This window comes from Thalassotalea sp. HSM 43, from assembly GCF_004752005.1.
Classification (GTDB): Bacteria; Pseudomonadota; Gammaproteobacteria; order Enterobacterales; family Alteromonadaceae; genus Thalassotalea_A.
On the sequence record NZ_CP038493.1, the window covers coordinates 1,904,599 to 1,926,520 of the forward strand.

35 protein-coding genes are annotated in these 21,922 nt (G+C 44.0%); 1 reads left to right on the forward strand and 34 read right to left on the reverse strand.

Features of this window, described 5'->3' with window-relative positions; all coding sequences use genetic code 11:
- Positions 1-58 precede the first annotated feature (58 nt).
- The 26 genes from E2K93_RS08055 to E2K93_RS08180 all read right to left on the reverse strand — a co-directional run bounded on the left by E2K93_RS08055 (position 59) and on the right by E2K93_RS08180 (position 15,714).
- Positions 59-1,834 carry a sodium:solute symporter family protein gene (locus tag E2K93_RS08055; RefSeq protein WP_135438608.1) on the reverse strand — a complete coding sequence of 592 codons (1,776 nt, stop codon included), beginning with the start codon at positions 1,832-1,834 and terminating at the stop codon, positions 59-61.
- Positions 1,835-1,837: 3 nt separating this feature from the next.
- Positions 1,838-2,149: a DUF4212 domain-containing protein gene (locus E2K93_RS08060; protein WP_135440439.1), complete on the reverse strand. Its 312-nt coding sequence runs from the start codon at positions 2,147-2,149 to the stop codon at positions 1,838-1,840.
- Between the two features lie 366 nt (positions 2,150-2,515).
- Positions 2,516-3,031, reverse strand: a complete 516-nt coding sequence (locus E2K93_RS08065) for a GNAT family N-acetyltransferase (RefSeq protein WP_135438609.1) — start codon at positions 3,029-3,031, stop codon at positions 2,516-2,518.
- A gap of 54 nt (positions 3,032-3,085) precedes the next feature.
- Positions 3,086-4,225 carry a chromate efflux transporter gene (chrA, locus tag E2K93_RS08070; RefSeq protein WP_135438610.1) on the reverse strand — a complete coding sequence of 380 codons (1,140 nt, stop codon included), beginning with the start codon at positions 4,223-4,225 and terminating at the stop codon, positions 3,086-3,088.
- 137 nt (positions 4,226-4,362) lie between these two features.
- Entirely contained in the window at positions 4,363-4,713 is a 351-nt protein-coding gene (locus tag E2K93_RS08075; protein WP_228445561.1) for a DUF5329 domain-containing protein, read from the reverse strand.
- Between the two features lie 14 nt (positions 4,714-4,727).
- Positions 4,728-5,189, reverse strand: coding sequence for a cupin domain-containing protein (locus tag E2K93_RS08080; RefSeq protein ID WP_135438611.1), 462 nt, complete (start codon positions 5,187-5,189; stop codon positions 4,728-4,730).
- A 14-nt stretch (positions 5,190-5,203) separates the two neighbouring features.
- Positions 5,204-5,575: a VOC family protein gene (locus E2K93_RS08085; RefSeq protein WP_135438612.1), complete on the reverse strand. Its 372-nt coding sequence runs from the start codon at positions 5,573-5,575 to the stop codon at positions 5,204-5,206.
- Between the two features lie 179 nt (positions 5,576-5,754).
- Positions 5,755-6,027, reverse strand: a complete 273-nt coding sequence (locus tag E2K93_RS08090; RefSeq protein WP_135438613.1) for a DUF4242 domain-containing protein — start codon at positions 6,025-6,027, stop codon at positions 5,755-5,757.
- Positions 6,028-6,083: 56 nt separating this feature from the next.
- Positions 6,084-6,335, reverse strand: a complete 252-nt coding sequence (locus E2K93_RS08095) for a superinfection immunity protein (RefSeq protein ID WP_228445563.1) — start codon at positions 6,333-6,335, stop codon at positions 6,084-6,086.
- Positions 6,336-6,392: 57 nt separating this feature from the next.
- A complete protein-coding gene (locus E2K93_RS08100) occupies positions 6,393-6,896 on the reverse strand; it encodes a GNAT family N-acetyltransferase (RefSeq protein WP_135438614.1) in 504 nt (167 codons plus the stop codon).
- A gap of 49 nt (positions 6,897-6,945) precedes the next feature.
- Complete coding sequence (locus E2K93_RS08105; RefSeq protein ID WP_135438615.1) at positions 6,946-7,314, reverse strand: cupin domain-containing protein; 369 nt, start codon at positions 7,312-7,314, stop codon at positions 6,946-6,948.
- A 30-nt stretch (positions 7,315-7,344) separates the two neighbouring features.
- The gene (locus tag E2K93_RS08110) at positions 7,345-7,734 is read right to left on the reverse strand and encodes a hypothetical protein (RefSeq protein WP_135438616.1); all 390 of its coding nucleotides are present in this window, start codon (positions 7,732-7,734) and stop codon (positions 7,345-7,347) included.
- 237 nt (positions 7,735-7,971) lie between these two features.
- Positions 7,972-8,418: a DUF1353 domain-containing protein gene (locus E2K93_RS08115; RefSeq protein WP_135438617.1), complete on the reverse strand. Its 447-nt coding sequence runs from the start codon at positions 8,416-8,418 to the stop codon at positions 7,972-7,974.
- 44 nt (positions 8,419-8,462) lie between these two features.
- Positions 8,463-8,876 carry a nuclear transport factor 2 family protein gene (locus E2K93_RS08120; RefSeq protein ID WP_135438618.1) on the reverse strand — a complete coding sequence of 138 codons (414 nt, stop codon included), beginning with the start codon at positions 8,874-8,876 and terminating at the stop codon, positions 8,463-8,465.
- Positions 8,877-8,904: 28 nt separating this feature from the next.
- A complete protein-coding gene (locus E2K93_RS08125) occupies positions 8,905-9,336 on the reverse strand; it encodes a GNAT family N-acetyltransferase (RefSeq protein WP_135438619.1) in 432 nt (143 codons plus the stop codon).
- Between the two features lie 110 nt (positions 9,337-9,446).
- On the reverse strand, positions 9,447-9,806 hold the full coding sequence (locus tag E2K93_RS08130) for a nuclear transport factor 2 family protein (protein WP_135438620.1): 360 nt from the start codon (positions 9,804-9,806) through the stop codon (positions 9,447-9,449).
- A gap of 105 nt (positions 9,807-9,911) precedes the next feature.
- Entirely contained in the window at positions 9,912-10,646 is a 735-nt protein-coding gene (gene bla / locus E2K93_RS08135) for a subclass B1 metallo-beta-lactamase (RefSeq protein WP_135438621.1), read from the reverse strand.
- 9 nt (positions 10,647-10,655) lie between these two features.
- Positions 10,656-11,273 carry a DUF1287 domain-containing protein gene (locus E2K93_RS08140; RefSeq protein ID WP_135438622.1) on the reverse strand — a complete coding sequence of 206 codons (618 nt, stop codon included), beginning with the start codon at positions 11,271-11,273 and terminating at the stop codon, positions 10,656-10,658.
- A 20-nt stretch (positions 11,274-11,293) separates the two neighbouring features.
- Complete coding sequence (locus E2K93_RS08145) at positions 11,294-12,088, reverse strand: PhzF family phenazine biosynthesis protein (protein ID WP_135438623.1); 795 nt, start codon at positions 12,086-12,088, stop codon at positions 11,294-11,296.
- A 28-nt stretch (positions 12,089-12,116) separates the two neighbouring features.
- On the reverse strand, positions 12,117-12,521 hold the full coding sequence (locus E2K93_RS08150; protein WP_135438624.1) for a hypothetical protein: 405 nt from the start codon (positions 12,519-12,521) through the stop codon (positions 12,117-12,119).
- A 31-nt stretch (positions 12,522-12,552) separates the two neighbouring features.
- On the reverse strand, positions 12,553-12,858 hold the full coding sequence (locus E2K93_RS08155; protein WP_135438625.1) for a hypothetical protein: 306 nt from the start codon (positions 12,856-12,858) through the stop codon (positions 12,553-12,555).
- Between the two features lie 243 nt (positions 12,859-13,101).
- Positions 13,102-13,431 carry a GrpB family protein gene (locus E2K93_RS08160; protein ID WP_135438626.1) on the reverse strand — a complete coding sequence of 110 codons (330 nt, stop codon included), beginning with the start codon at positions 13,429-13,431 and terminating at the stop codon, positions 13,102-13,104.
- Entirely contained in the window at positions 13,431-14,279 is an 849-nt protein-coding gene (locus E2K93_RS08165; protein ID WP_189637891.1) for a delta-class carbonic anhydrase, read from the reverse strand. The genes E2K93_RS08160 and E2K93_RS08165 overlap by 1 nt, the downstream gene beginning before the upstream one ends.
- A 147-nt stretch (positions 14,280-14,426) precedes the next feature.
- A complete protein-coding gene (locus E2K93_RS08170; protein ID WP_135438628.1) occupies positions 14,427-14,693 on the reverse strand; it encodes a hypothetical protein in 267 nt (88 codons plus the stop codon).
- Between the two features lie 146 nt (positions 14,694-14,839).
- Positions 14,840-15,400 carry a phosphohydrolase gene (locus E2K93_RS08175; protein ID WP_135438629.1) on the reverse strand — a complete coding sequence of 187 codons (561 nt, stop codon included), beginning with the start codon at positions 15,398-15,400 and terminating at the stop codon, positions 14,840-14,842.
- Between the two features lie 29 nt (positions 15,401-15,429).
- A complete protein-coding gene (locus E2K93_RS08180) occupies positions 15,430-15,714 on the reverse strand; it encodes a DUF3861 domain-containing protein (RefSeq protein ID WP_135438630.1) in 285 nt (94 codons plus the stop codon).
- A 232-nt stretch (positions 15,715-15,946) separates the two neighbouring features.
- Between E2K93_RS08180 and E2K93_RS08185 the strand changes: the two genes are divergently transcribed.
- The gene (locus E2K93_RS08185) at positions 15,947-16,603 is read left to right on the forward strand and encodes a class I SAM-dependent methyltransferase (protein ID WP_135438631.1); all 657 of its coding nucleotides are present in this window, start codon (positions 15,947-15,949) and stop codon (positions 16,601-16,603) included.
- 9 nt (positions 16,604-16,612) lie between these two features.
- Here E2K93_RS08185 and E2K93_RS08190 read toward each other — a convergent pair whose 3' ends face one another.
- From E2K93_RS08190 to E2K93_RS08225, 8 genes are all read right to left on the reverse strand, one after another.
- Positions 16,613-17,890 (reverse strand): glycoside hydrolase family 5 protein, encoded by a 1,278-nt coding sequence (locus E2K93_RS08190; RefSeq protein WP_189637892.1) that lies wholly within the window; start codon positions 17,888-17,890, stop codon positions 16,613-16,615.
- Between the two features lie 93 nt (positions 17,891-17,983).
- Positions 17,984-18,178: a DUF4177 domain-containing protein gene (locus tag E2K93_RS08195; RefSeq protein WP_169129175.1), complete on the reverse strand. Its 195-nt coding sequence runs from the start codon at positions 18,176-18,178 to the stop codon at positions 17,984-17,986.
- A 47-nt stretch (positions 18,179-18,225) separates the two neighbouring features.
- Entirely contained in the window at positions 18,226-18,750 is a 525-nt protein-coding gene (locus tag E2K93_RS08200; protein WP_135438634.1) for a GrpB family protein, read from the reverse strand.
- A gap of 2 nt (positions 18,751-18,752) precedes the next feature.
- Positions 18,753-19,430 carry an alpha/beta hydrolase gene (locus tag E2K93_RS08205; RefSeq protein WP_135438635.1) on the reverse strand — a complete coding sequence of 226 codons (678 nt, stop codon included), beginning with the start codon at positions 19,428-19,430 and terminating at the stop codon, positions 18,753-18,755.
- Between the two features lie 24 nt (positions 19,431-19,454).
- Positions 19,455-19,958, reverse strand: a complete 504-nt coding sequence (locus E2K93_RS08210) for a rod shape-determining protein MreB (RefSeq protein ID WP_189637893.1) — start codon at positions 19,956-19,958, stop codon at positions 19,455-19,457.
- 45 nt (positions 19,959-20,003) lie between these two features.
- Positions 20,004-21,170, reverse strand: coding sequence for a serine hydrolase domain-containing protein (locus tag E2K93_RS08215; RefSeq protein WP_135438636.1), 1,167 nt, complete (start codon positions 21,168-21,170; stop codon positions 20,004-20,006).
- Between the two features lie 68 nt (positions 21,171-21,238).
- Positions 21,239-21,646 (reverse strand): GFA family protein, encoded by a 408-nt coding sequence (locus E2K93_RS08220; protein WP_135438637.1) that lies wholly within the window; start codon positions 21,644-21,646, stop codon positions 21,239-21,241.
- Between the two features lie 53 nt (positions 21,647-21,699).
- On the reverse strand, positions 21,700-21,912 hold the full coding sequence (locus tag E2K93_RS08225) for a hypothetical protein (protein ID WP_135438638.1): 213 nt from the start codon (positions 21,910-21,912) through the stop codon (positions 21,700-21,702).
- Positions 21,913-21,922 lie beyond the last annotated feature (10 nt).

Sequence of the window (21,922 nt, forward strand, 5' to 3'; positions counted from 1 at the left end):
GATTAAATTAACTTTGTCTGTTAATTATCACCGTCATTGCGGCCTGCGCCGCAATGAACTAATGCTCAATCGCCTTGCGCGCTCCGGCTGGAATACGAATATCATCAATCATATCGGTTACCTCATTTGGTACATCATCTTTGATGTGACTGACGATAAAGGCGGTGATAAAGTTGACAAGTGCTCCCAACAAGCCAATGCCGGTAGGTGAAATCCCCAATAACCAGTTATCCGTATTATTTAGGCTTGGGTTAACAAACACAAAGTAAATGATGTAGCCCAAGGTAAAGACCAAACCCGCTAGCATGCCGCAAATCGCACCCAATTTACCGATACGTTTGGAAAAAATGCCCATCACAATCGGCGGAAACAATGACGCCGCCGCCAAGCCAAAAGCAAGAGCCACCACTTGAGCCACATAACTCGGTGGGTTAACACCAAAGTAACCAGCGATAAGCAGGGCAAATACCGCCGCCAAACGAGCATAAAACAGCTCTTTGCGATCGCTTAAATTGGGTTTAAAGGTGCTTTTCAATAAGTCATGCGCAATTGAGCTGGATATCACCAACAACAAACCGGCAGCGGTCGATAATGCAGCGGCAACCGCACCCGCGGCAATTAATGCCACTACCCAGTCAGGTAAATTGGCTATTTCAGGGTTGGCCATAACCATAATGTCGCGATCAACATAGATCTCGTTGTCATTGTCGGTTAACTGGTTGGTAAGTTGTCGCTCTCCCCACTCACCACGCTGATCACTAAATTGCGGTTTTACCGGAGAAAAGGCATTACCCGAGCGGTATTGCATTACTCCGTCACCGTTTTTATCTTGCCAGGCGATCAAGCCAATATTTTCCCAATTTTTAATCCATGCTGGCGCGCTTTGATAAGCGGTTTCATTGACACTTTCCGATAGATTAATACGTGAGAAAGCCGCTACCGATGGGATGGTGGTGTACATCACACAAATGAATAACAACGCCCAGCCCGCAGACGCTCGTGCATCAACGACTCGCGGTACAGTAAAAAAGCGTACGATAACGTGTGGCAGACCTGCGGTTCCTATCATCAGACAAGCAACGATAGCCAAAGAATCAATCATGGTGCGGGAAGTCGAGGTATAGGCGTTAAAGCCGAGCTCTGTGGTTACTTGATCAAGCTTTTCAATGACGGTCATGCCTGAGCCATCGTTTAAGGTATCGCCGAGCGCAAACTGCGGTATCGGATTATCCGTCCACATAATACTTAGGAATACTGCCGGCACTAAAAAAGCAAAAATCAATACACAGTATTGCACCACTTGTGTGTAGGTGATGCCTTTCATGCCACCTAATACCGCGTAAAAGAAGACAATGCCCATACCGATATAGACGCCAATATCGATGTCGACTTCTAAAAAGCGAGAAAAGACGATACCAACACCGCGCATCTGTCCGGCAATGTAGGTAAATGAGATAAAGATTAAGCAAACAACGGCAACAACCCGCGCTGTTTTTGAATAGAAACGTTCGCCAATAAAATCGGGAACGGTAAAACGACCAAACTTACGTAAATAGGGCGCCAGTAACATCGCCAACAAGACATAGCCACCGGTCCAACCTAATAAATAGACCGCCGCGTCACGGCCAGCAAAGGCAAGCAAACCGGCAACCGATAAAAACGATGCAGCGCTCATCCAATCCGCAGCCGTCGCCATGCCATTCATCACCGGAGGTACGCCGCCACCGGCGACGTAAAAATCCTTGGTTGAACCGACTTTTGACCAAATGGCGATACCGATATATAACGCAAATGATAAGCCGACGAACAAAAACGATAACTGCTGCGCATCCATGGCTTAAGCTCCTTTGTCGTTTTCTCGCAATAACTGTTTGGTTAATTTAACCGGATCTTGTTCAATAAAGCCGCAATAGCGCTCTATTTTTTTCATCCAAAAATGATAAATAAAAATCAGTGCAACGTAGAAGATCATGGCACCTTGCTGGGTAAACCAAAATCCTAATGGAAAACCGAAAAATTGAAACCTATCAAGCCAATCGGCCAGCAAAATACCGCAACCGAAGGTAACAAACGCCCATACCGCCAATAAGGTGTACAGCACACGTTTGTTTGCATTCCAATATATATCGAGCCGTTCTTCTACAGGCAGAGCTGCCACAGCCGTGGCCTCATTTGTATTATCCACACCCAACCCCTTGAGTTTTTTATTGTTTTTATTGGTGATCTTTGCCACCTTTAATATATGCACTTGGTTATTTTTTATGAAAGTGCTTACATCACCTTAGCGCAAAAAAATCATAATTAACATTGTACAAACAGCAATTTAACATCAATTTTTTGTCTATGTTGTCAAAAACTTGTCTGCAAGCGTATGATTTTTCACCAAACTAGCATTGGATACGTTATTTGCGCTTATTTAGTTCATTCAGCAAGTCAGCCAATACCGGCTGCTCGTTATAACACAAAAAGCTCAGCATAGGCTGAGCTTTTTTTATGGCTGCGAAGGGCAAAGCAGCTAGCTTTGCAAACGTATTTGATAGTGATTCATATTAAAACCAAACAAAGGTTGGGTTTTAACAAACTCAAATCCATGGTTAAGCAGCACTTTATTCGATCCGGTATTTTCAACAGCCGCATCAGCAACCACTAAATCTAGGTTGAGAGTCTCTCTGCCATAGGCTAATAATGCGCTCACCGCTTCTGACGCGAGCCCTTGTCGCCAATAGGCAGGCAACATACGATAACCGAGATCCGGCGCATTCAGCTCTTCATCATATTTAAAACCACAAAAACCAATCACCTTATTATCGCTTTTATGAACAAGCGCATAGCGACCATAGCCATGCTTTTGGTATTCATTTAACCAAACGTTTTCAATGATGTGCATCGCGTCATCTTTGCTGTTTACAAAGCCTGCGTCACCAGTGTAGCGGCTTACTTGTGTATCGACTGAAAACTCAAAGACCGCGTCGACGTCATCCCGTGTGAAGTGGCGCATTTGCACTCTGGGGCAATCAATTAATATATCCATGATTATGTTTTCCCTAACTTTTATTTAGAATTAGCGGTATAAAAAAGCTCAAAGCTAAATAACCAAACCAAACATAGCAAAACCAACGACCATCAAGCCGATTGGCAATTTGTAGACCCGTTGCAATAATAGGCCACCGGCAACCAAGGCCATATGTTGTGGCGCGGTTACGGCGCTAACAAACACCGGCGAATACAGTGCGCTCAGCAATAAACCAACGACCGCGGCATTTATACCAACCACCGCGCCGGCCACTTTAACGTTAGAATTTAACGATTGCCAAGCCCCTTGTAGCGCCAAGATCAATAAGAATCCGGGTAAAAATATCGCCAATGTTGCCACGATTGCGCCTATCAAAGGCATGCTTGGTTCGGCATGCACCCCAAGAAACGACGCCAAAGAAAACATCGGTCCAGGCACGGCTTGCGCTGCCGCATAGCCCATTAAGAAGGTATCGTTATTCATCGTTTGCCCAGCGGTTTCTTGCAATAATGGCAATACCACATGACCGCCACCAAATACCAAGGCACCGGATTGATAAAAATGGGCAAAGGTTTGCTGCAGGCCAGGCATGCTGGCTAAGTAAGGCGTCGCTAAAAACAGAACGGCAAACAGGATAAGCGGCACAAATTTAACCTTTTGTTTGCGATGTTGGGCAATTTGCTCAGGTTGGCAATAAAGCGCGCCAATTGCGGCAGCAAGCAGTAATACCAACATTTGTTGGCCAATACCTGAAAACAACACCAACAACATAAAACTGGCAACGGCTATGCTCGCCGTCAGCCTGTTCTTGCAAAAGCTTTGATACATACTCAAACACGCATCGGCTACCACCACTACAGCCAATAATTTCAGCCCGTGTATGATGCCATCGAGCAAATCACCTTGAATAAAGGTCTGACTCTTAGCTAAGGCATACATCAACATAAATGACGGTAAGGTAAAACCGAGAAATGCGGCGAAGCCGCCCAACAATCCGGCGCGTTGCAAACCAAGGGCAAAACCGACCTGACTCGACCCCGGCCCTGGTAGGAATTGGCTTAGCGCAACCAACTTGCCATAGGCTTGATTGTCTAACCATTGATGTTTTTCAACGAAGGCTTTTTGAAAGTAACCTATGTGCGCTGCAGGACCACCAAAACTGACCCAGCCGAGCATGAAGAAATGACGAAAAACCTCAATAACTTTATTCATTTACCTAGAAAACCCATAAAACGATCACGCCTGTAACGGCGTTCTTATGAGCACCATTTTACACGCAAATTAATGAAAGTAATGTGATTATATGAAGGAATTATGACAGTTATATGGCAACGCCTTGCTCAGAGCGGTTACTTATCGCGAAAACTTGCTAACTCAGCTAAAAGCCAGTCTTTGCTTTTGACTTTTGCCTGTCCTGGGCACTGAATATAATAGTAATCACCGGACATGGTGCTTTTGGTCGCAGCATATTTAATAAAGTCTTCAGTGGTTTCAATGTCATCCTCATAGTAATCATATTTTTTCTTAATATGCTGCTTGGCCTCTGTGCCTTTATGAGCAGTCCCATTGCGTTCATATAAACAATCTGTGGTCGCGACATATTGCAACAAATGGTTTATCTCAGGCTCTAAATTCGCGCTTTTGGCTAACACCATCGTTGAGACAAAAGTAGCGATAATGATGGTAAATACTTTAATCATGTTGCTATATATACCTATTTATAGGGTTTACCCTGTTTATTAAAAGCTTGCCATTGACCATCTTGCTGGCGCCAGCAAATATCATCATCGGGATATTCGACCTGATCATTTGGGTGACAGCTTCCTACTGCCAAATACACAGCGGATTGCTCACTGTCATTAAGCATATGATGGGCGTTATTATCCCCTGCGGCAAAGCCCATACACATACCTTGTGTCATGGTAAAACGGCCCTCATCGGTCACCAATATTAGCTCGCCGCTAATAATATAAATAAATTCATCGCTATGGCTATGCCAGTGACGCAACGATGATTGACCGCCAGGCTCAATGGTTTCCATATTCGCCGCCAGTGCCGACAAATTAAAGGGCGCTGATAAACGACGCCAATGGCACTTCTCTAACTTATGACGAAACGGATCAGGAAAAGGTTTACCTTGTTGGGAATTTATTTTGTCGGCAGCGATAGGTTTCATAATGCCTGCTTTATTTAACGGTGCTGATCGACAAGAATCGGATTACCATCAGGATCTTCGATGATAAAGCTGGCTGGCCCAGATGTGGACTCATCGGCCGTGGAGACAAACTCAACCCCTTGCGCTCGCAATTGCTTTTGAATATCACGCACATCGGTAAAATTATCCACTTGTTGTGCATCGTTGTTCCAGCCTGGATTAAAGGTCAGCATATTTTTATCAAACATGCCTTCAAACAAACCAATCACATGACGACCGTTTTTCAGTATTAACCAGTGTTGCGCCTGATCGCCTCCGGTCACTTCAAAACCAAGTTTTTGATAGAATTGCTTCGATGCTTCAATATCTTTTACCGTTAAGCTAAGTGAAAACGCGCCTAATTCCATAACCCCTCCCAATATCAGGTTTATATTTTGATAAGTAAGACATATACATCTAAATAGTTGACCTTATTAGACAAAATTACCAGTTTATTTTTCTACACAAACAAAAAACCCAGAACAATGCTGCTCTGGGCATACCTAGAGTTTTTTGGGTTGCCTGGTCTTGGCCAGATACCTATGTGTTATTCGGCGGTAGATGGATCGATTATGTTACGAACCTCATTCACCGCATCTACTGGAAAGCCGCCCATTTCACCATGCTTGCGCAGCACGTCTTCATCTGGGGCAATGTACACACAATATACTTTATTGTCGGTTACATAGCTTTCCAACCACTGTACACCTGGCCCTAATTCACTTATCACACCACAAGATTTTTGCGAGATGCCTTGCAGGTCGGCAGCGGTTAACTTACCTGCATCGTCAATATTGCGTTCAATCACATATTTTGGCATGTGTCCCTCCTTAGTGTTTGCGCCTCAAGTATAGGTCAAAATAACGATTATTCGCGCTATTGGCTATCTGGTTTTACCTCTCTGATTTTGCCCGAAACAGCCCACACGAGCACGCCACCCCAGGCCAACATCGACAAACCCGCAGGTACGCAAGCGAGCAATATATATTTGAATTGTTTGCGATTAAACACCAAGGCCAATAGCGCCGGTAAAAACCAAAGCACTAACATGGCCAAAAATACAATCGCTAACAGCAGATAGTTTTGTTGTTGCCATGTTGAGTCCAAAACCTGAGTCATACTTTCCATAAATTAATCCATTATTATCATTTAGATAGCAACACAGTCTCGGTAATGTGGGATTTATTACAGTTGTTTTTGATATAGGTTGTTGTCGCTGCCATAAAGACTTTTATGACCAATAACAGTAAAGCCTAACTTGCTCAATAAGGCATTTGAGGCGATGTTATCGGGCTTGGTCACGGCTAAAATATTATCGACTTTATGCTGCTTAGCCGCATCTGCAAGTACAGCCTGGGATGCTTCTTCGATATAACCATTGCGCCAATGCTCTGGCAGCAGCGCATAACCAAGATCAGGGTGTGCTAATTCTGGCCGTTTTAGCAAACCACACATGCCTATAGGGGTATTATCTTGCTTTAATTGCACCATGTTCAAACCAAAACCATAGGTTTGATAGCTGGCAATAGGGCCGTTGTTTAGATAATTAATGGCATCACTGTGATTACGCACCTGCTTATCGCCGATATTGTTAATAAACGACGGCTGATTAAGTAGGTTGATAATAAAATCAGTATCTTGGTGGTTGAAATGGCGAATGATTAATCGTGAGGTTTGCGCAACTAACATAACAGTCGTGAATCAATAACAGCTGAAGATTAGCTCAACATACCTTGTTTTACACCCAGATGTCATTATCGGCGGTAAGTTCGCTTTGTACCTCACCAGTGTTCACCACACCTTTAGGTTCAATTAGCATGATTTGGCAGGGGGTTTTAGCCACCGGTTTATGTTCGACGCCTTTGCTAACAACAAACATTTCACCCGCTGTTAACTGCACCTCACCATCACGAAATTGAATACAAAGACTGCCTTCAATCACAATAAAGACTTCATCGGTATGCGGGTGACTGTGCCAAACAAACTCGCCTTCAACTTTGGCTAATTTGAATTGGTAGTCGTTCATCGCCGCGATGACACGAGGCGACCAAAGATCGTCAAACTTGCTGAATTTGTCCTTGATATTGATGGCTTTATGATTCGACATGATATCTATATGTTCAGTAAGTGCGACCGACTAAGCCTCAGTATTGCCGACATTAAAGGCAATAATCGATGCGCCGGCTGCTGGAATAAGCGCATACAAAATAGCGGTGAACGACATTTGCGCCACCATAAAGGTATACGCTAAGTAGCCTAAGGTCGGTAACAACAGCAACATCAAATGTTTGCTTTCTCTTAATTTATAGCGGTTACATGCCAATTTAATGGTGAAGAAGCTAATTAATGCGGTCACAAATCCGGTAACTAGCGATGAAAAATAGTGAATAGGGAAATCAGGATAAGGCTGCAAAATATCAGGCACAGGCGTTGCCGCACCCCAATCAATAAATTGCATGTATATGGTTGTTAAGAAAATTCCGACTACTAACGCGAAAAATCCCTTTCCTTGTTTTGCGGTTAACATATCGCTCACCTTGTAACTGTTATTGTTGTTAGATTTTGACGGCTCACTTACTTAAATGAGCACAGCGCGTACAACAAAAATGCGCGGCGATGCTTTTCAATAGCCTTATTTTTTTATAGTCGTAGATTTTGAAAAATAAAAGTTTTTCAACGATTTATTGATGAATTTTTTGGCAAACCCGTGTAGCCGGACGCCGTAAAAAAACTATTTAGAACAAATAGTAAGGTTTAGAGGGCGCTATAAGCCCTCAATTTGTTGGCAGTCTTTAGGGGCAATAGAAACCGACTTGCGGTTATCGGGACTGGCGGCAGGGTTGCCACCAAGGCGTAAACCGAGATACACCAACCATGCCCGCAGCGAGCTCATGCCATCTTGCTTACACATCTCTTGCAGCAAACGATCGGCGGCTTCACGTGAGTTGGTGTTATCGAGCAACTGCTCACGCATCAATTGATACAAAGCATCGTGAACCAATGAGCCGCGCATGAAATTTTTGCTGTCTATGGTAGGGCCTGACGGACCATCCCATGCATAGCCCTTTTTAATCACCAACGCCCCGGTTGCAGACAATTTAATATAGCCACTTGGCGATTCAAGATCTTTGTCTGGGGTTATCGGTATGTCCACACAATAAGATTCAACCAGCTGATATTTATAGCCTTTTTTAAACGAAATACAGGTCATAATAAGTCCCTTTAATCACCTAGACAAACTCATCACTTATTGGTCTACCAATATTCCCTTATTAACGAAATTTTGCCGTCTTTAAATTCAAACAAACGCATCAGTGGTTTGCCGTCGACTTCTTGTTTGCCATCCATAACCGTGGTCGAGACAAAAGCGATGGTGATGGCATTGTCACCTACGATTTTATTGGTAATGTTTGATGTCAGAGAGTCTGCCATGCCCATGTAATTCACCAGTCCAGCGATAAAATCGGCTTTCGATAAGTCGGCACCATAATTAGGGTGCTGATAGCGCATATCGTCAGTTAACAAAGCCGCAACAGCATCGATGTCGGCTTGGCTTGCGCCTTTGACCTTAGTGGCATCACTTAAGCTGACGAACTGTTCCACCGTCGTTAATGGCGAGGCATTGGAAAACAAAGGAAGACACAATAAAACTATCAGTAATTTACGCATGGAAACTCCTATAAAATGCACGTTCGCCTTACTTGGCGGCTAAGTCGGTAATGGAAAAATGATGGCTGGCGATATTAAAGCGGTTACGCAAATAAAAACGATGTGCGGGAAATTTTTGAATACCAGAGTCCAAGTGCAATTGCTGGCAATCGTGCTCAATGCAGTAGGCCTTAAACCAATCGATGATAAATTTGCCCACCCCGGTTGAGCGTTGTTGCTCATTGGTCACTAAGTCGTCAATATAAACATGCTTGCCCCAAGCAAGCTTTTCACCAACCACAAATCCGGCGACACATAACACCTGTTGATTGGCCAAGACATAGGCAATTTGATAGCCCGAGAGTCGTTGTTTCTGAATTTGAGCGATGATTGATGCTTGCGTATATTGTGGGCGTAACTGCAATAGCACATCCGCAACCGCGGCTAATTCATCGTCTGACTTGAGCAAGTGAACCTGCATAACTTCCCCAGTAAAGTCATGCTAACCACATGACAATATTAGATATTATTGAACAATCTACTGTACTGAAAAAGCCACTAAAAGAAAACCAAAGACGTCAAATTCGGACATCAAAAAGCCGACTTCCATTGCTCGGTATCGATAAACCAGCGCTCTTCATGCACTTTGTCACCGGTAAACTTAAACAATACCAACAGCTGTGACGCAGATATTTTTTCAGACTTCCATTCCATAACGGTGATAACTTCCGCATCACCTGAAACTTGCCGCATGGCGGTGATTTCAAAACCGGGTGGTAGTATGTCACCTAAACCATTCAGAGCTTGACGAAATGCTTGTTTGCTATGCAAAACATCATTCTGACCCGGCATGATAAACGTCATATCATCAACATAATCTGCGACTAAAGCGTCAAAGTCGCCCCTGCCTACGGCATCCCAACCCCGCTGTACTATTTCAGCTAGATTCATGGCCCTATCTCCTATGCAATTAGGACAGCTTAAATATAGTTGTTTTGAGCTGGTTTGTGCTGTTTTGTGCTAGTTCGTGCCGTTTTAGGTTGGCTAGAAGCCGTTTTATTCGCCGGCGTTATCGGCAGCAAGCTTTTGCTGCGCCAGCCTTTTGGTGTGATGTAATATATCGACCGTGCCTATTTTGCCATGCCCAGGCACCACGGTTTGAATACTAGGGTACTGAGTTAACACCTTATCAATCGACTGCGGCCAATCGGCGACCGACGCATCAGCAAGATTACCAAGGCTTTTACTGCCCAGGCTTTTGGCAAAGCAGCCGGCGAACAATAACTTTTGTTGCGCTAGCCATACCACCACATTATCGTTTGAGTGCCCAGCGCCAGGGTAGAAAATCTCTATGCTATTTTCAGTTAGAGCAAACGGTTGTTGTGTTATGACTTCACTGGCCGTTGTTCGCTTTTTGTCACTCAAGAGCTGATTAGTCGCGACACTCGCATAAGTTGCAATATCAAGTTGATTGAACACCGCAAGCCCGCCACTGGCATCCTCATGAAAGTGGGTAGCAACGACGGCTTTGATCTGAAAACCTTGCGCTTCTATCCAAGCAATCAATTGCTTGCTATCCGCTTGCGTCCAAGGCGTATCAATCACATAGGCTTGATTATCTTCAACCACAACCAAACCCGACGCGGCGACCAAGCCCCAAGGGGAAATATACTGATACGAGATATGCTGATAGACGTTATCGGCAATAAGTTTAACGTTTAAAGGTTGGCTTTTCTCAGTCGCGACTGCGCTAAAAGACAACATAACAAGAGATAACAACAGCGTTTTCATATCACACCTTTACGGATTTGATGCGGATGCATCGGTTTGTTTATACGTGGGCGGTACATATCGGTAATGTCCGGTAATTTGAAATGCAAATAACATATCATCCAGACTTGGGCCAGCGCCTATATTATGGGCGATCAGGGGTACACCTTGCTCGGTTTTATTGTTGGTAACAATGCCAATATGCGGCAAGTTACCCGGTAAAAGCCAAGTAACGATATCGCCTGGTTGGTAATCGTTGGCCTGATCACTGTTGGTTAAAACATCGCCGTGACGAGCAAAAAATACCTGTAGGTTAGGGACACGCCGATGGTCAATATTTTTGTCGGTTTTACTTAACCCCCAGATCCGTTTTGATGGATATAAGGCAAAATTGTCAGCCATATCCTCATGCACCAAGACTTGCAGATCAACCCCTAAGGTTCGATACGAACGAATCACTACATCGGTGCACACCCCGACATTGCTTGGCACATCACCGTTCGGATAAGAAATACCATAATATGAGCCATCGTAAGTTACCTGATACGTTGTCCGCTCAATCGCTGCGGCGACAAAATCAGTGCTGAAGCTATTTGCCACACCTTGCTGGCTGAACAGGGCAATTACCAGTACTAAATATTTATTCATATAGAATTGATTACGCACGTTTAAATAAGTTCCTTTAGCGCTAACGAGTACTGCCTATCAAGGGTTGCTGCGGTTGAGATGACAATGGCATCGTTAGCACATTCAATAGAAAAGTCGCCCCCGCGTTGCGATAACTGCCGCGCGTTAAGGTGTGTTTTCACAAGTTTTTTCGCCCAAAACGCCGCGATAGAACATTGTGCCGAGCCCGTAGCAGCATCTTCATCAATGCCAACACTAGGCACAAAGTTACGTAATACATAGTCGCAGTGCTCGCCTGCGGCGGTAATGATAAGCGCATGCCAAGGCAAAGATTTGATGTAATCAAGGTTAGGAGTAAAGTCACGAACCTGCGCTTCACTGGCCAAAACTAAAACCAAATCTCGACTGGAAAAAGCCTGCTGCGAAGCACAGTTGTTAATGGCGCACTGACTAAAGTCTTGCGGTTCTGGCGTAATTGGCCAAACAGGGAACTGCAATGAAAACTGATCAGCGTACTTTTCTACCTGTGGGTTGCCATGCGCACTAAAAAATCGTATCGACGTGGTTGCGTTTGCTGCTAACAAAACGCTTGCTGCGGCGATGGTGCCATGACCACATAAGTCGATTTCTTCGCTTTGCGTGAACCAGCGAATGTTGTACCCCTTATTTTCGGGTGTGACAAAGACAGTCACCGGCGCCGCTTGTTGTCTCGCAATGGTTTGCAATAACTCGTCTGCAAGCCAGCTATCGAGTTCGATAACCGCAGCAGGGTTGCCGCCATCGCTTTTATCGGAAAAAGCGCTGACCATAGAGACAGTAACGGAAGATAAAGACATGCTGACCTATTGCTATCAGTGTTTGTTATTAATGCCTGTTATTGCTGTTTATCGCCAGTATTGGGAACTTATTTTGACCAAATGAAATGGTCAGCGATTGAGTTTCGTTGGCCTCAAAGTTTAACTTAAAGTCGCTAGGCTGTTTACGTTCACCATTGGCAAACAACGCCATAAGATGTTTGCTTTCTAGTTGGCGACTGCCACTGGCTTGGTTTTTTAAAGTGACAACCGCGTACCGTTCGCCAGCCTCATTGCTCATGATCACATAATTGAGTAATTCAAAATCACTTAAGGTCGGTTCGATATCGCGATCATTAGCAAAGGCTAACTCAATGTCAGCATTGACCGCGCGATCAACCGTTAGTGTGTCGCTGTCAGTGGCAGACGCTGAAAAAGATAAAAAACACAGCAATATACCAAGTAATCGTTGCAAGCAAATTCTCCAAGAAATTGTCGGTTTGATGCTAGTAAAACTTAAAATAGACGATGCTAACCACTAAAACCGAGACCACATAAAGCTGAAACATAAGACCGGCATGGCGATGCTTTTTCGCTAACGCGCATACGGTTTCATTGCGAATATTTTTAAGTAATTTTGCCCCTTTAGGCGAGACAAATACCACAGGTATTTTTAAAAACTTCGGCGCGCCAAGCTGCTGCCAAACATCAGGCTCTAGGGTTTTCACCGACTGGTAATATTTATACTCTGCCAAACCTGAACGCAACATTAACACCGCCAAAATTGCGCTAAGTACAATTGTAATAACCATAATCTCTGTTCTTTTTTAAAAGCTGGTAACCTCTATTTTTACACTGAAAGTCATCACAAATAAAGTATTAGCTTAATCAACTTTATGGCTAATAGATTGAAATATAAGGCCTTCGACCTAATATAATGAACATAGCTATTATGCATGGGTCGCGGGTATATGAAATTTCTATCTTGGTTTATTTTGTCATTGTCGCTGTATGGTTTTGCCGTGCAAGCCAAGGCTGATAAGCAATCACCATATTCAATCGTTGCCATTGGCGATGCGTTTATCGCCGGCCTGAAATATATGTAAATGGACTTTGCGTTGTTGCTTAGAAAAATACTCTCGGCCTTCGATGCCGTAGGCGCTTTTGTAACGATAACCCAAAGCAGTTAAACCGTGCGCCAAGTTAGCCACATCAGCAAGCTGGTGAACCACACCTAGTATGTCGATGCAATCTTTCGCATATAGGCCTTTAACGGCAGTAGAGCCAATATGAAACAGCTCAATATCTCCTTGATATTGAGCTGTTATAAGTGCTTTTTCTGTTTCGAAATCTGTTTGCCATTCGTCCTTGTATGCACAGATCATTATTTGATGCTTGATACTAGCTTCGGATTGACCACCAAATTCCGAACACCATGGGCGTGATCTTCGTTAAATACATTACTCTCACACCATTTACCTACGGTGGCGATATTCACTTTCGCCACATTAGGGCGAACCGCCCAAGTGACCTGAAACGGTGATCCCTGCTCGTTATAGTCTGGACCGGTTGTAGACCCTGCATATTGGATAGCCGTTCCCGTATTGGCTGGAATGCCTGACGCCTGTACTAAACCAACTTTATCGCCATGCGCGGTTAGTTTGGCAAAGTCTAATGCATTGGCATCATTGACCAATACATACACCTGAGTTTCAACACGTAATTGCGGATTTTTTATCGCTTCATTAAAGCAGGAATTTAAGGTTGGCCCTGGCTTAATTTGCGCTGAGGAATGAACATAATGCACTTCAATGGTATCGCCAGCCTGCAAGCTCCCATGCTTACTTGGGCACACATCGTAATCAACGGCAGCCGATTCAGCCGCAGATAAGGTACCAGAATATTTGTATCCCGATTGAAAGCCTTTGCCATCGCCATTACCAGCATAGGTCGTAAACTCGCCACCTTTGTGTTCGGCGTTTTTATGGAAATGAATATTACATAGATTCATCGACGTATAGGCAGGTGCGGTATTAAACATAATGGTATTCTCACCTGACGCGGCATCGATATCTCGAGGCGACTGTGGGCCAAAACCTTTACCCGTTGTATTTTTTTCCAGGTTTATACGTTGCTTTTTGATAACATCATCAGCGACAGCGCTATGCCCATCGCCGGCAAACACATTAAAAGTTACAGCGGCCGATAAAATAACAAGCAGTTTTGCATTCATGATGTCACCCCTACGATGGTGTTTGATAAGCGAAAAACAACAGCAATGCCTCGTGATGCAAGAAGATCACTGACGAAATTACTATTAAATTTTATACCAAATCTGAAAATTAGTAGGAATATTGGGGGATTTGTAAGGAGAGTCGGCCTATTTACCGTAGGCCCGTCTAAGTCTTTTAGATACCGTAATGAGCTCAGGTAACATTCTCTCTAACCACTGAAAATCACCATCGTCCGCACTATTATGGCGAGCACTGATCATTTTTCTGGCGTGCGTTTCCACCGTTAATTCTCCAACGGCTGGCTGTGAGGCTATGTCATTTACAATGTCATAACCGTAAGCAAGGTTTAACGCTTGTCGGTATTCGGCATATTGCATTGGAAATTTATCAACAAGATCCGGCCTAATTTTCAAGATTTCGTCAATTTTGATGAGCTGGGCAATTACTTTACTTGGATTGGGTGCTAGCCTTTGTTGCTGCGTGGCAAAAATTTTTGAACGGTAAATACACGTTATCAAAGACAAACGTCAGCGACGATTGTTAAGCAAGCGAACACCATCTACCATTTGACGATTCCTAAGGTGACTTTAATACCACCGACGAGGGTCGAACCACCATAGTCTTTGGCAAGGCGAAGTAGCGTGTCATGAAAGCCTAAATTAGGGAAGGCAGCTTCCACGTCAGCAATGATGCGTTTATCTAATCCTTTGCGGAGCATCCCTTTAGACGCATCAATCCAATCGGCTTTTCTGCAAGCCTCAATAACGGTTTGATGCGGCCCTGTATAAGGTGAGATTTTATGATGCCAATGAATTGCACCTTGCAAAGCTTGAACATCGAACCCCCAGCCAAACTTAGCATTATCCGCCAGCGCTACCGCTTCTGACGGCTCTAAATAGGCCAGTTGATGATCGGTCCAAAGACCAATGTCTTGATACGCAAAGGCTGTCTCAATGAATGGTTCATACTGAGCGTCATTATCAACAAAATGCATAGCATAAGTAATGGTGCGATAGACATGATTACGATACCCAGGTAAATCTTCGCCTATCTGATGTTTGTAACGCTCTAGTATGTCATCAACTCGCGGCCGCTGTTGTTTGATTTCAATTGAGGACATGGTTTGCTCCTGTGCACAAGTTAACGCGATTAAAGACTCTTTAGCCCTTTCATAAATACCGCAAACTGCGGTCTAAGTTCTTTAAATAACGGCTGCTTGGGGTGTTTTAACATCACTTCGCCAAATAATTTCAAGCCAACGGCCAATGCCGTGGCATCACGGCTATCAAGATCCATTTTACCTTGCATCGACTCAACAATTTTAAACACATCGTCATGGTTTCTGGTCGTGAAACTCAATGGCTTACTGGTAACCGAATTACCTTTTTTATCTTCTACATGTTCGATAGTAAACTGGTATAAGTGACCTTTCATATTTAACTCCAATGCCTGTAACCGCTAATCAATGCCTGTGTTAAGTGTAGCCAGATATACCCGTTTCAGGTTAAATCAACCCGATGCTCAGAATCGCTTGTCAAAAAACGCGCTGTTGCTGGCTAATATATTAAATTCATTGCCTTTTTGCTTAGGTGCTGTAGTCTAGATACTACCCCGTTTGGTCACTTATCCTCGATAGTTGGCTTAGCGCTCAACATTGAGGCAGCCAATGACACACTTACGTTTATGCTATCAAACCATTGAGTTTGAAAAGATCGACATCCACCTGTGTACCTTGCGCAATCGACAAGAATTTCATGATCCTGATGGCGAAGCCGAAAAACTTGGCATCAGTTCAGCCTCTTGGCCGATATTTGGTGTTGTTTGGCCATCAAGCATGGTACTTGCCCACTATATATCGAAATACAACACCGCAACCAAACGTATATTAGAAATTGGCTGTGGTACCGCACTGAGTAGCTTGTTGTTAAATAAACAACAAGCCGATATCACTGCAACCGATCACCACCCACAAGCAGGCAAATTTCTTGAGCGTAACACGACGCTTAATGAAGATGACGCGATCAACTTTGTGCGCACCGATTGGGCCGATGAAGATGATGATTTAGGCGAGTTTGATCTGATCATTGGCAGTGATTTGTTATACGAAGATCAACACATTGAATTACTCGCAAGCTTTATTGACCAACACGCAAGAACCGAGTGTGAAGTTATTATTGTCGATCCTGGTCGAGGTCGAAAAAACAAGTTAACGGGCCGCATGCAAACACTTGGCTATAGCGCATCGCAGTTTAAACCAGAGCACACCGATTACCTTAAAGATGAGTTTAAAGGTCACATTTTAAAGTATAAACGTACCGCGTAAATTACGGTTTTATTTAGATAAATTTCCACCAATCGATTCGACAAACTCTGGCAGCAAGCGGCATTGCTCGGTCGCTAAATTTTCCACCATTTTTAACAATACTTTACTGGCGAACTCTTTGCTTGGTTTGGGACCACGGTCGGCTAAATACGTGGTAATTACCGAAAACCCTTGTGGGTGATGACACTGCCAAGGCTGCGTTGCACGGGCAAACTTTTTCGTAGTCCACCAACTCCAGCCAACCATGTCACGTTCCATCATGCTGGTAAATTTACGGTTGAATGCAAGCCAATCTTGCCACGCCAATTTATTCCAGTTTTCACCGCCTTCACCAAACCACACAGGATGACCTTCGGCGATAACCTCTTTTACCGAGGTAGGCAGTTGTTCGATTGACGTTGGCGCAGGATAGGCATGAAAGGCGTAAACGGTATTATCATCCCAAGCAGGCAATAAATCTTTCATATTTTGCGCCCAAAACCCCCCTTCTAAAAACAGGATTTTTTTGCCCTGATCAATGTTGCGCAACGCTTTTGATATTTGCATATATAACTTACGCAACGGCATATTGTCATGCTGCTCAAATTTATCACCACCAAGCTCTTCTGTGCCGGGCAACATAGGCTCATTTAGAACATCGTAACCTATCATCCAAGGGTTATCTTTATAACGACGGGCAAGGGTTTCCCACAACGCGATGGTTTGCGGCCAATAAACCTCAGGCTCATGCCATAATCGAGCGACTCCATCTGAATCAGCAATATTATGCGCGCTTTGTCCGCCAGGCGCGGCATGCATATCTAAGATCACGTACAACTGGTATTTACTGGCCCAAGCGACAACATTATCCAGCAGTGCTAAGCCTGAAGGGTCAAAGTAATAGGGTGCTGATTTACCTTGTTTATCGCGAGGCATGATTCTGTCAGCATTAAATGGCACCCGCAGCGAATTAAATCCCCAACTGGCAATGGCTTTAATATCATCTTCGCTGACATAATTGGCTTCATACAGGGTAAAGAATTTATCGGCGGTTGCTTGATCGGTCAACTCAACAACGGCATTGCGAATGCGTCGTGGCGAATCGTAGGGTTTGGGTAAGCCAAGCATGTAGCCTTCGGGCATCAGCCAACCGCCCAGACCAAAGCCAGTCAACACCACGGCTTCGCCTTTGCTGTTCACCAGCTTATTTTGCTCGACTTTAAGGTGCGATTTAGGGGTGTCTTGTGCGCTTGCCAGATCTGCAAAAAAACACAGTAGACTAAAAACTGACAGCTTAAGAAATTTCATGGCTTGCCTCGGCATACAATCAGTAGATATTTACATCTCATCAGCCCATCCGGCACCACCGAACATATGAGAACGCTGTTATATTATTGTTGGTTATAGTTCTTTTTTCATTACGCCAGCAAACTCAAAGCCGCCTTCTAACTCTCTAAAATCGACATTGACCAACTGCCAGCCTTCGGCACCTAACGAATTCAAATACGCTTCAATATCTTCACGTTGCCGACCTTTAAACAGGCCTGCGCTATCCACATCGCGTGTATCAATGATTTTGTACTGGTAACTTTTCATGATTTTCCCCACCATGTTTTAATGTCTTTATATTGGCTCAGCATCCATTATTTTGCACAATTAAGGCGATCATAAAAACACTTTTTGTGCATTTGATAGGCCTCTTTATCGTTGGGATATTTGGCCGCTAAGCTACGTTTGAGCTGATTTAGTTCAGCAATTAATGCGCTATTGCCTCGCATCACCTTAACAAAGTGTAAGTGTTTATCAATTTGCTCATCTCCCGCCTGATAGATATGCAAATGCGTTTTGCGTTGCTGTTTGCCTTGTTGCTTACCCTGCTGATTACTTTGCGACGCAGCTTGTGGCTTAGAAAAGTATTGCCGACCAGCGATACCGTACTCACCTTTGTAAACGTAACCTAGGTCAATCAGCTGTTGCTTTGACGGTGCCACAGAAGACATATCGTCAACTACTGCGAGTACATCGATGCAGTCCTTGGCATATAAGCCTTTGATTGCGGTCGAGCCAATATGAAACACCTCGATTGCGCCACAAAAGGCTGACAAAATCGCCTGTTTTTCCCTTTCAAAGTCTGCCTGCCATAGCCTATTGTGAGGGAATAAATACATGGTTAGCCTTTATTGTGCGTGGTATCGCTGGCTTTAATCCAGCGCTTTACCGGTTGCAGCCACTCATCTCTAGGCAGATAAAACGCGCCATGTGACTTGCCAGTGCTAATTGAGATCTCGGTAAATGACCTGACTTGATCACTGCGTTGCACTAAAAAATCACAGGAGCCGACTTGATCTGAGGTTTCAAAAATCGAAAATACCGCCCCATACACTTGAACATCGGCATTGTTCTTTATTAATCCTGCGCAACCGGCAAGAATGATGGTATTTACCTTATCTGACCTTAGCTCGTTTGCGGTAAGAATCGAAATGGCACCGCCACGAGAAAAGCCCAACAGCGTAATGTTGCTCGCATCAACGCCCGCAGTAATTAACTTATTCACATCTTGTGCTAACAGCTTTGCATGCTCTAATGGATCGGTATTCGCGGCTCGATGGTAAGCGATAAGGTGATAATCATCATCCTTAAGCTGTTGCTTTATACGCGGGAAATCATACACCCCCCATTCCTTATGCTGTGGTGTTGGGTTTTCCCCTTCAACAATATAGCCATGAGAATAGAATACATATTTATCTTCAGCATCTATTGTTTGTGGAAAGGTATCATAGACCTGTCCAGCATGAACCAGACCGCTTATTGATAATAACAATAGGGCTAACAATTGTTTGCGATACATAATATTCCTATAAATACCAACTGGTTAGATAGAGGCCGTCTCTGCCGCCAAGTCATCTTCCTGTTTAACAATATCTTTAAAATTAATACTGGCAAGGTCCAATGTTGCTTGGCCTTGATGAACAGTAACGTCTCTAGCACCCGCACCGAGCGCCATTTCTTTAAACGCTCTAATTTCAATCATCGTTAGGCCACCGTCAGTTTTTTCCATTGGATGAATGATGATGGCCGGCGCTGGCGAAATAAATTTATTACCAACCAGCTGTTTAACGATTTCTTGTAGCAGGCGTTCACCAACAAAAAAATTACTCAACAGTGCACGTGGGTGAGAAAAAGGGTTTAACGGATTAGCATAGGCAGCATTGCCAATAGCGGTAACATTCTTCTCACCATTTTTTCCGGTTTCGACTTGCAGCAACGGTTTTTCATCAAATATCTTATTGGTTTGTATATCAACAACCCGGATGCGATTTTGCCAAATCTGTACATACAATGTAGAACCAAACTTATTGATAATACTGCGAATCATTTAGTTGTTTCCCTAAAAATGAATGCCTAATAACAAGGCTGTATATTATTGTGCTCGTGCCAATCGTAACTTGTATCCCTGAATCTCAGGAGAATCTGGATCGAGCAATTCAAGAGCATCTATCATGCCTGCAATCCCAGCTTTATTGGGGGCATTAAAAAAGACGATTAAGCCATCACCGCTGTCGGGGTAATAATAGGTCAGCGATACAATGCTCCAATTGGTGCCTCGATGACCAATCGTGTTACCGTTGGGCAAATGCGCCATGCTCCAACCTAAGCCATAACCAAGTTGGCTAGGGCATGCCGATGCAGGGGCGTCACCACAGATAATTTCACTTTGTTTAAACTGAATACCTTGCATGGTATTGCGATCTTGTTTAAGCGCTGCCGATAAGCCTTCGCCTTGCATCGACGAAATTAAAAAACGGGCATAGTCGGCGACCGTAATCACCAAATTTGCCGCCGCCGAATAGCTGCCTTCTTTACTGCAATACCCAGCAGGGTGACAGTAAAAGCCATAAAACTTGCCGTCTTTGTCGAGCGGTTTAGCGATATTCGCAAAGTTGTTTTTATCCACCACAATGGCAGCGCTAGACATCGACAAAGGCTCGAAGATGGTTGATTGCACCAGCTTTGGAAACGGTACACCAAGCTTGTTTTCAGCGTACTTTGCCAAGTACTCATAGCCTTCGCCGGAATAATTAAAGCTGTTGCCGGGAGCATCAATAAAACGCAGTTTGCCGTCATCAGCAAAATAACGCCAATTCATAAAGCCGCCAGTATGAGACAACAACATTCTTGCGGTAAGTTGGTGCACTCTGGGGTCACCGTTAAGATCAGGGTCAAGCCAATACGGTGCCACCGGTTCATCTAACGATAACTTACCTTGTGCGACTAGCCTAAGAATGGTTTCAGCCGTTATGGTCTTTGTTAATGAGGCGATGTTAAATAAGGTGTTCGCCGTTGCAGGCACACCAGAAGATTGTTGGCCAAATTGATTTTGCCAAATGACTTTTTGTTGTTTAATGACCGCAACACCAGCGGTATTAATGTTGTGCTTTGCAACCAGCTCAGCAAACGCCGCATTTAATTTAGCTGCGCGAGCCGCAGAAATATCTTCGATATCATCGTGCTGTGCGTGTACTGCATTGCTCAACAACGCCAGAAAGCACACTATAACAACCTGAAATGAAGAAGTTTTTAACATCATATCCTGTAATTTCTGCAAACAAATTGATGACGCTGAATCAACGTCGGCTAAGCGTAATGATCCGCTCGTTAGTTGCGACCCGGTTCAAATGCATCATACCTTGGTAACTCAGCATCGAGATCTTCCCAGTTCGCTTTTGATGAAACAAAGTTATGAGATATTGGCCGTTCGCTAATATCAGAGTCTAAAATGCCCAACCGAATTCGGTAACGACTTGGATCTTGCTCATTTGAACTGTAAACCGGCGAACCGCAGCATCGACAAAAATGTCGGTTGCGTCCAGGTTTAAACGAAAAGGTCGATAAGTTATTTGCCCCAACGGTGATTTTAAACTCGCTGGCATTGACAAAGCCATTGGTGGCAAACGCGGTTCCGCTATTTTTGCGGCACAAAGAGCAGTGGCAATGAATGATATCGCTAATGTCACCGCTAACTGCAATTTGTACGGCACCACATAAGCATTTTCCAAGGTACATTTCGAGATTACTCCTGCTCTTTAATACACCAATAACCTATGCACAGAGAGTTATTATTGATCATCGTTGTTGTTTTTGCTGGTTTGTCCGTCGTTATGGTCGTTATGCTTGGCTTTATTTGCTAGACCAAAGGCGACACCGACTGCGGCACCAATCACTAACCCATAACCTGGCTCACCAAACAAAGGCTCGCCAAAGACAATACCAATACCAGCCCCCATGGCGATGGACAACCCCATTTGATTATTACTTTTTGGCTTGCTCATATATTGCTTA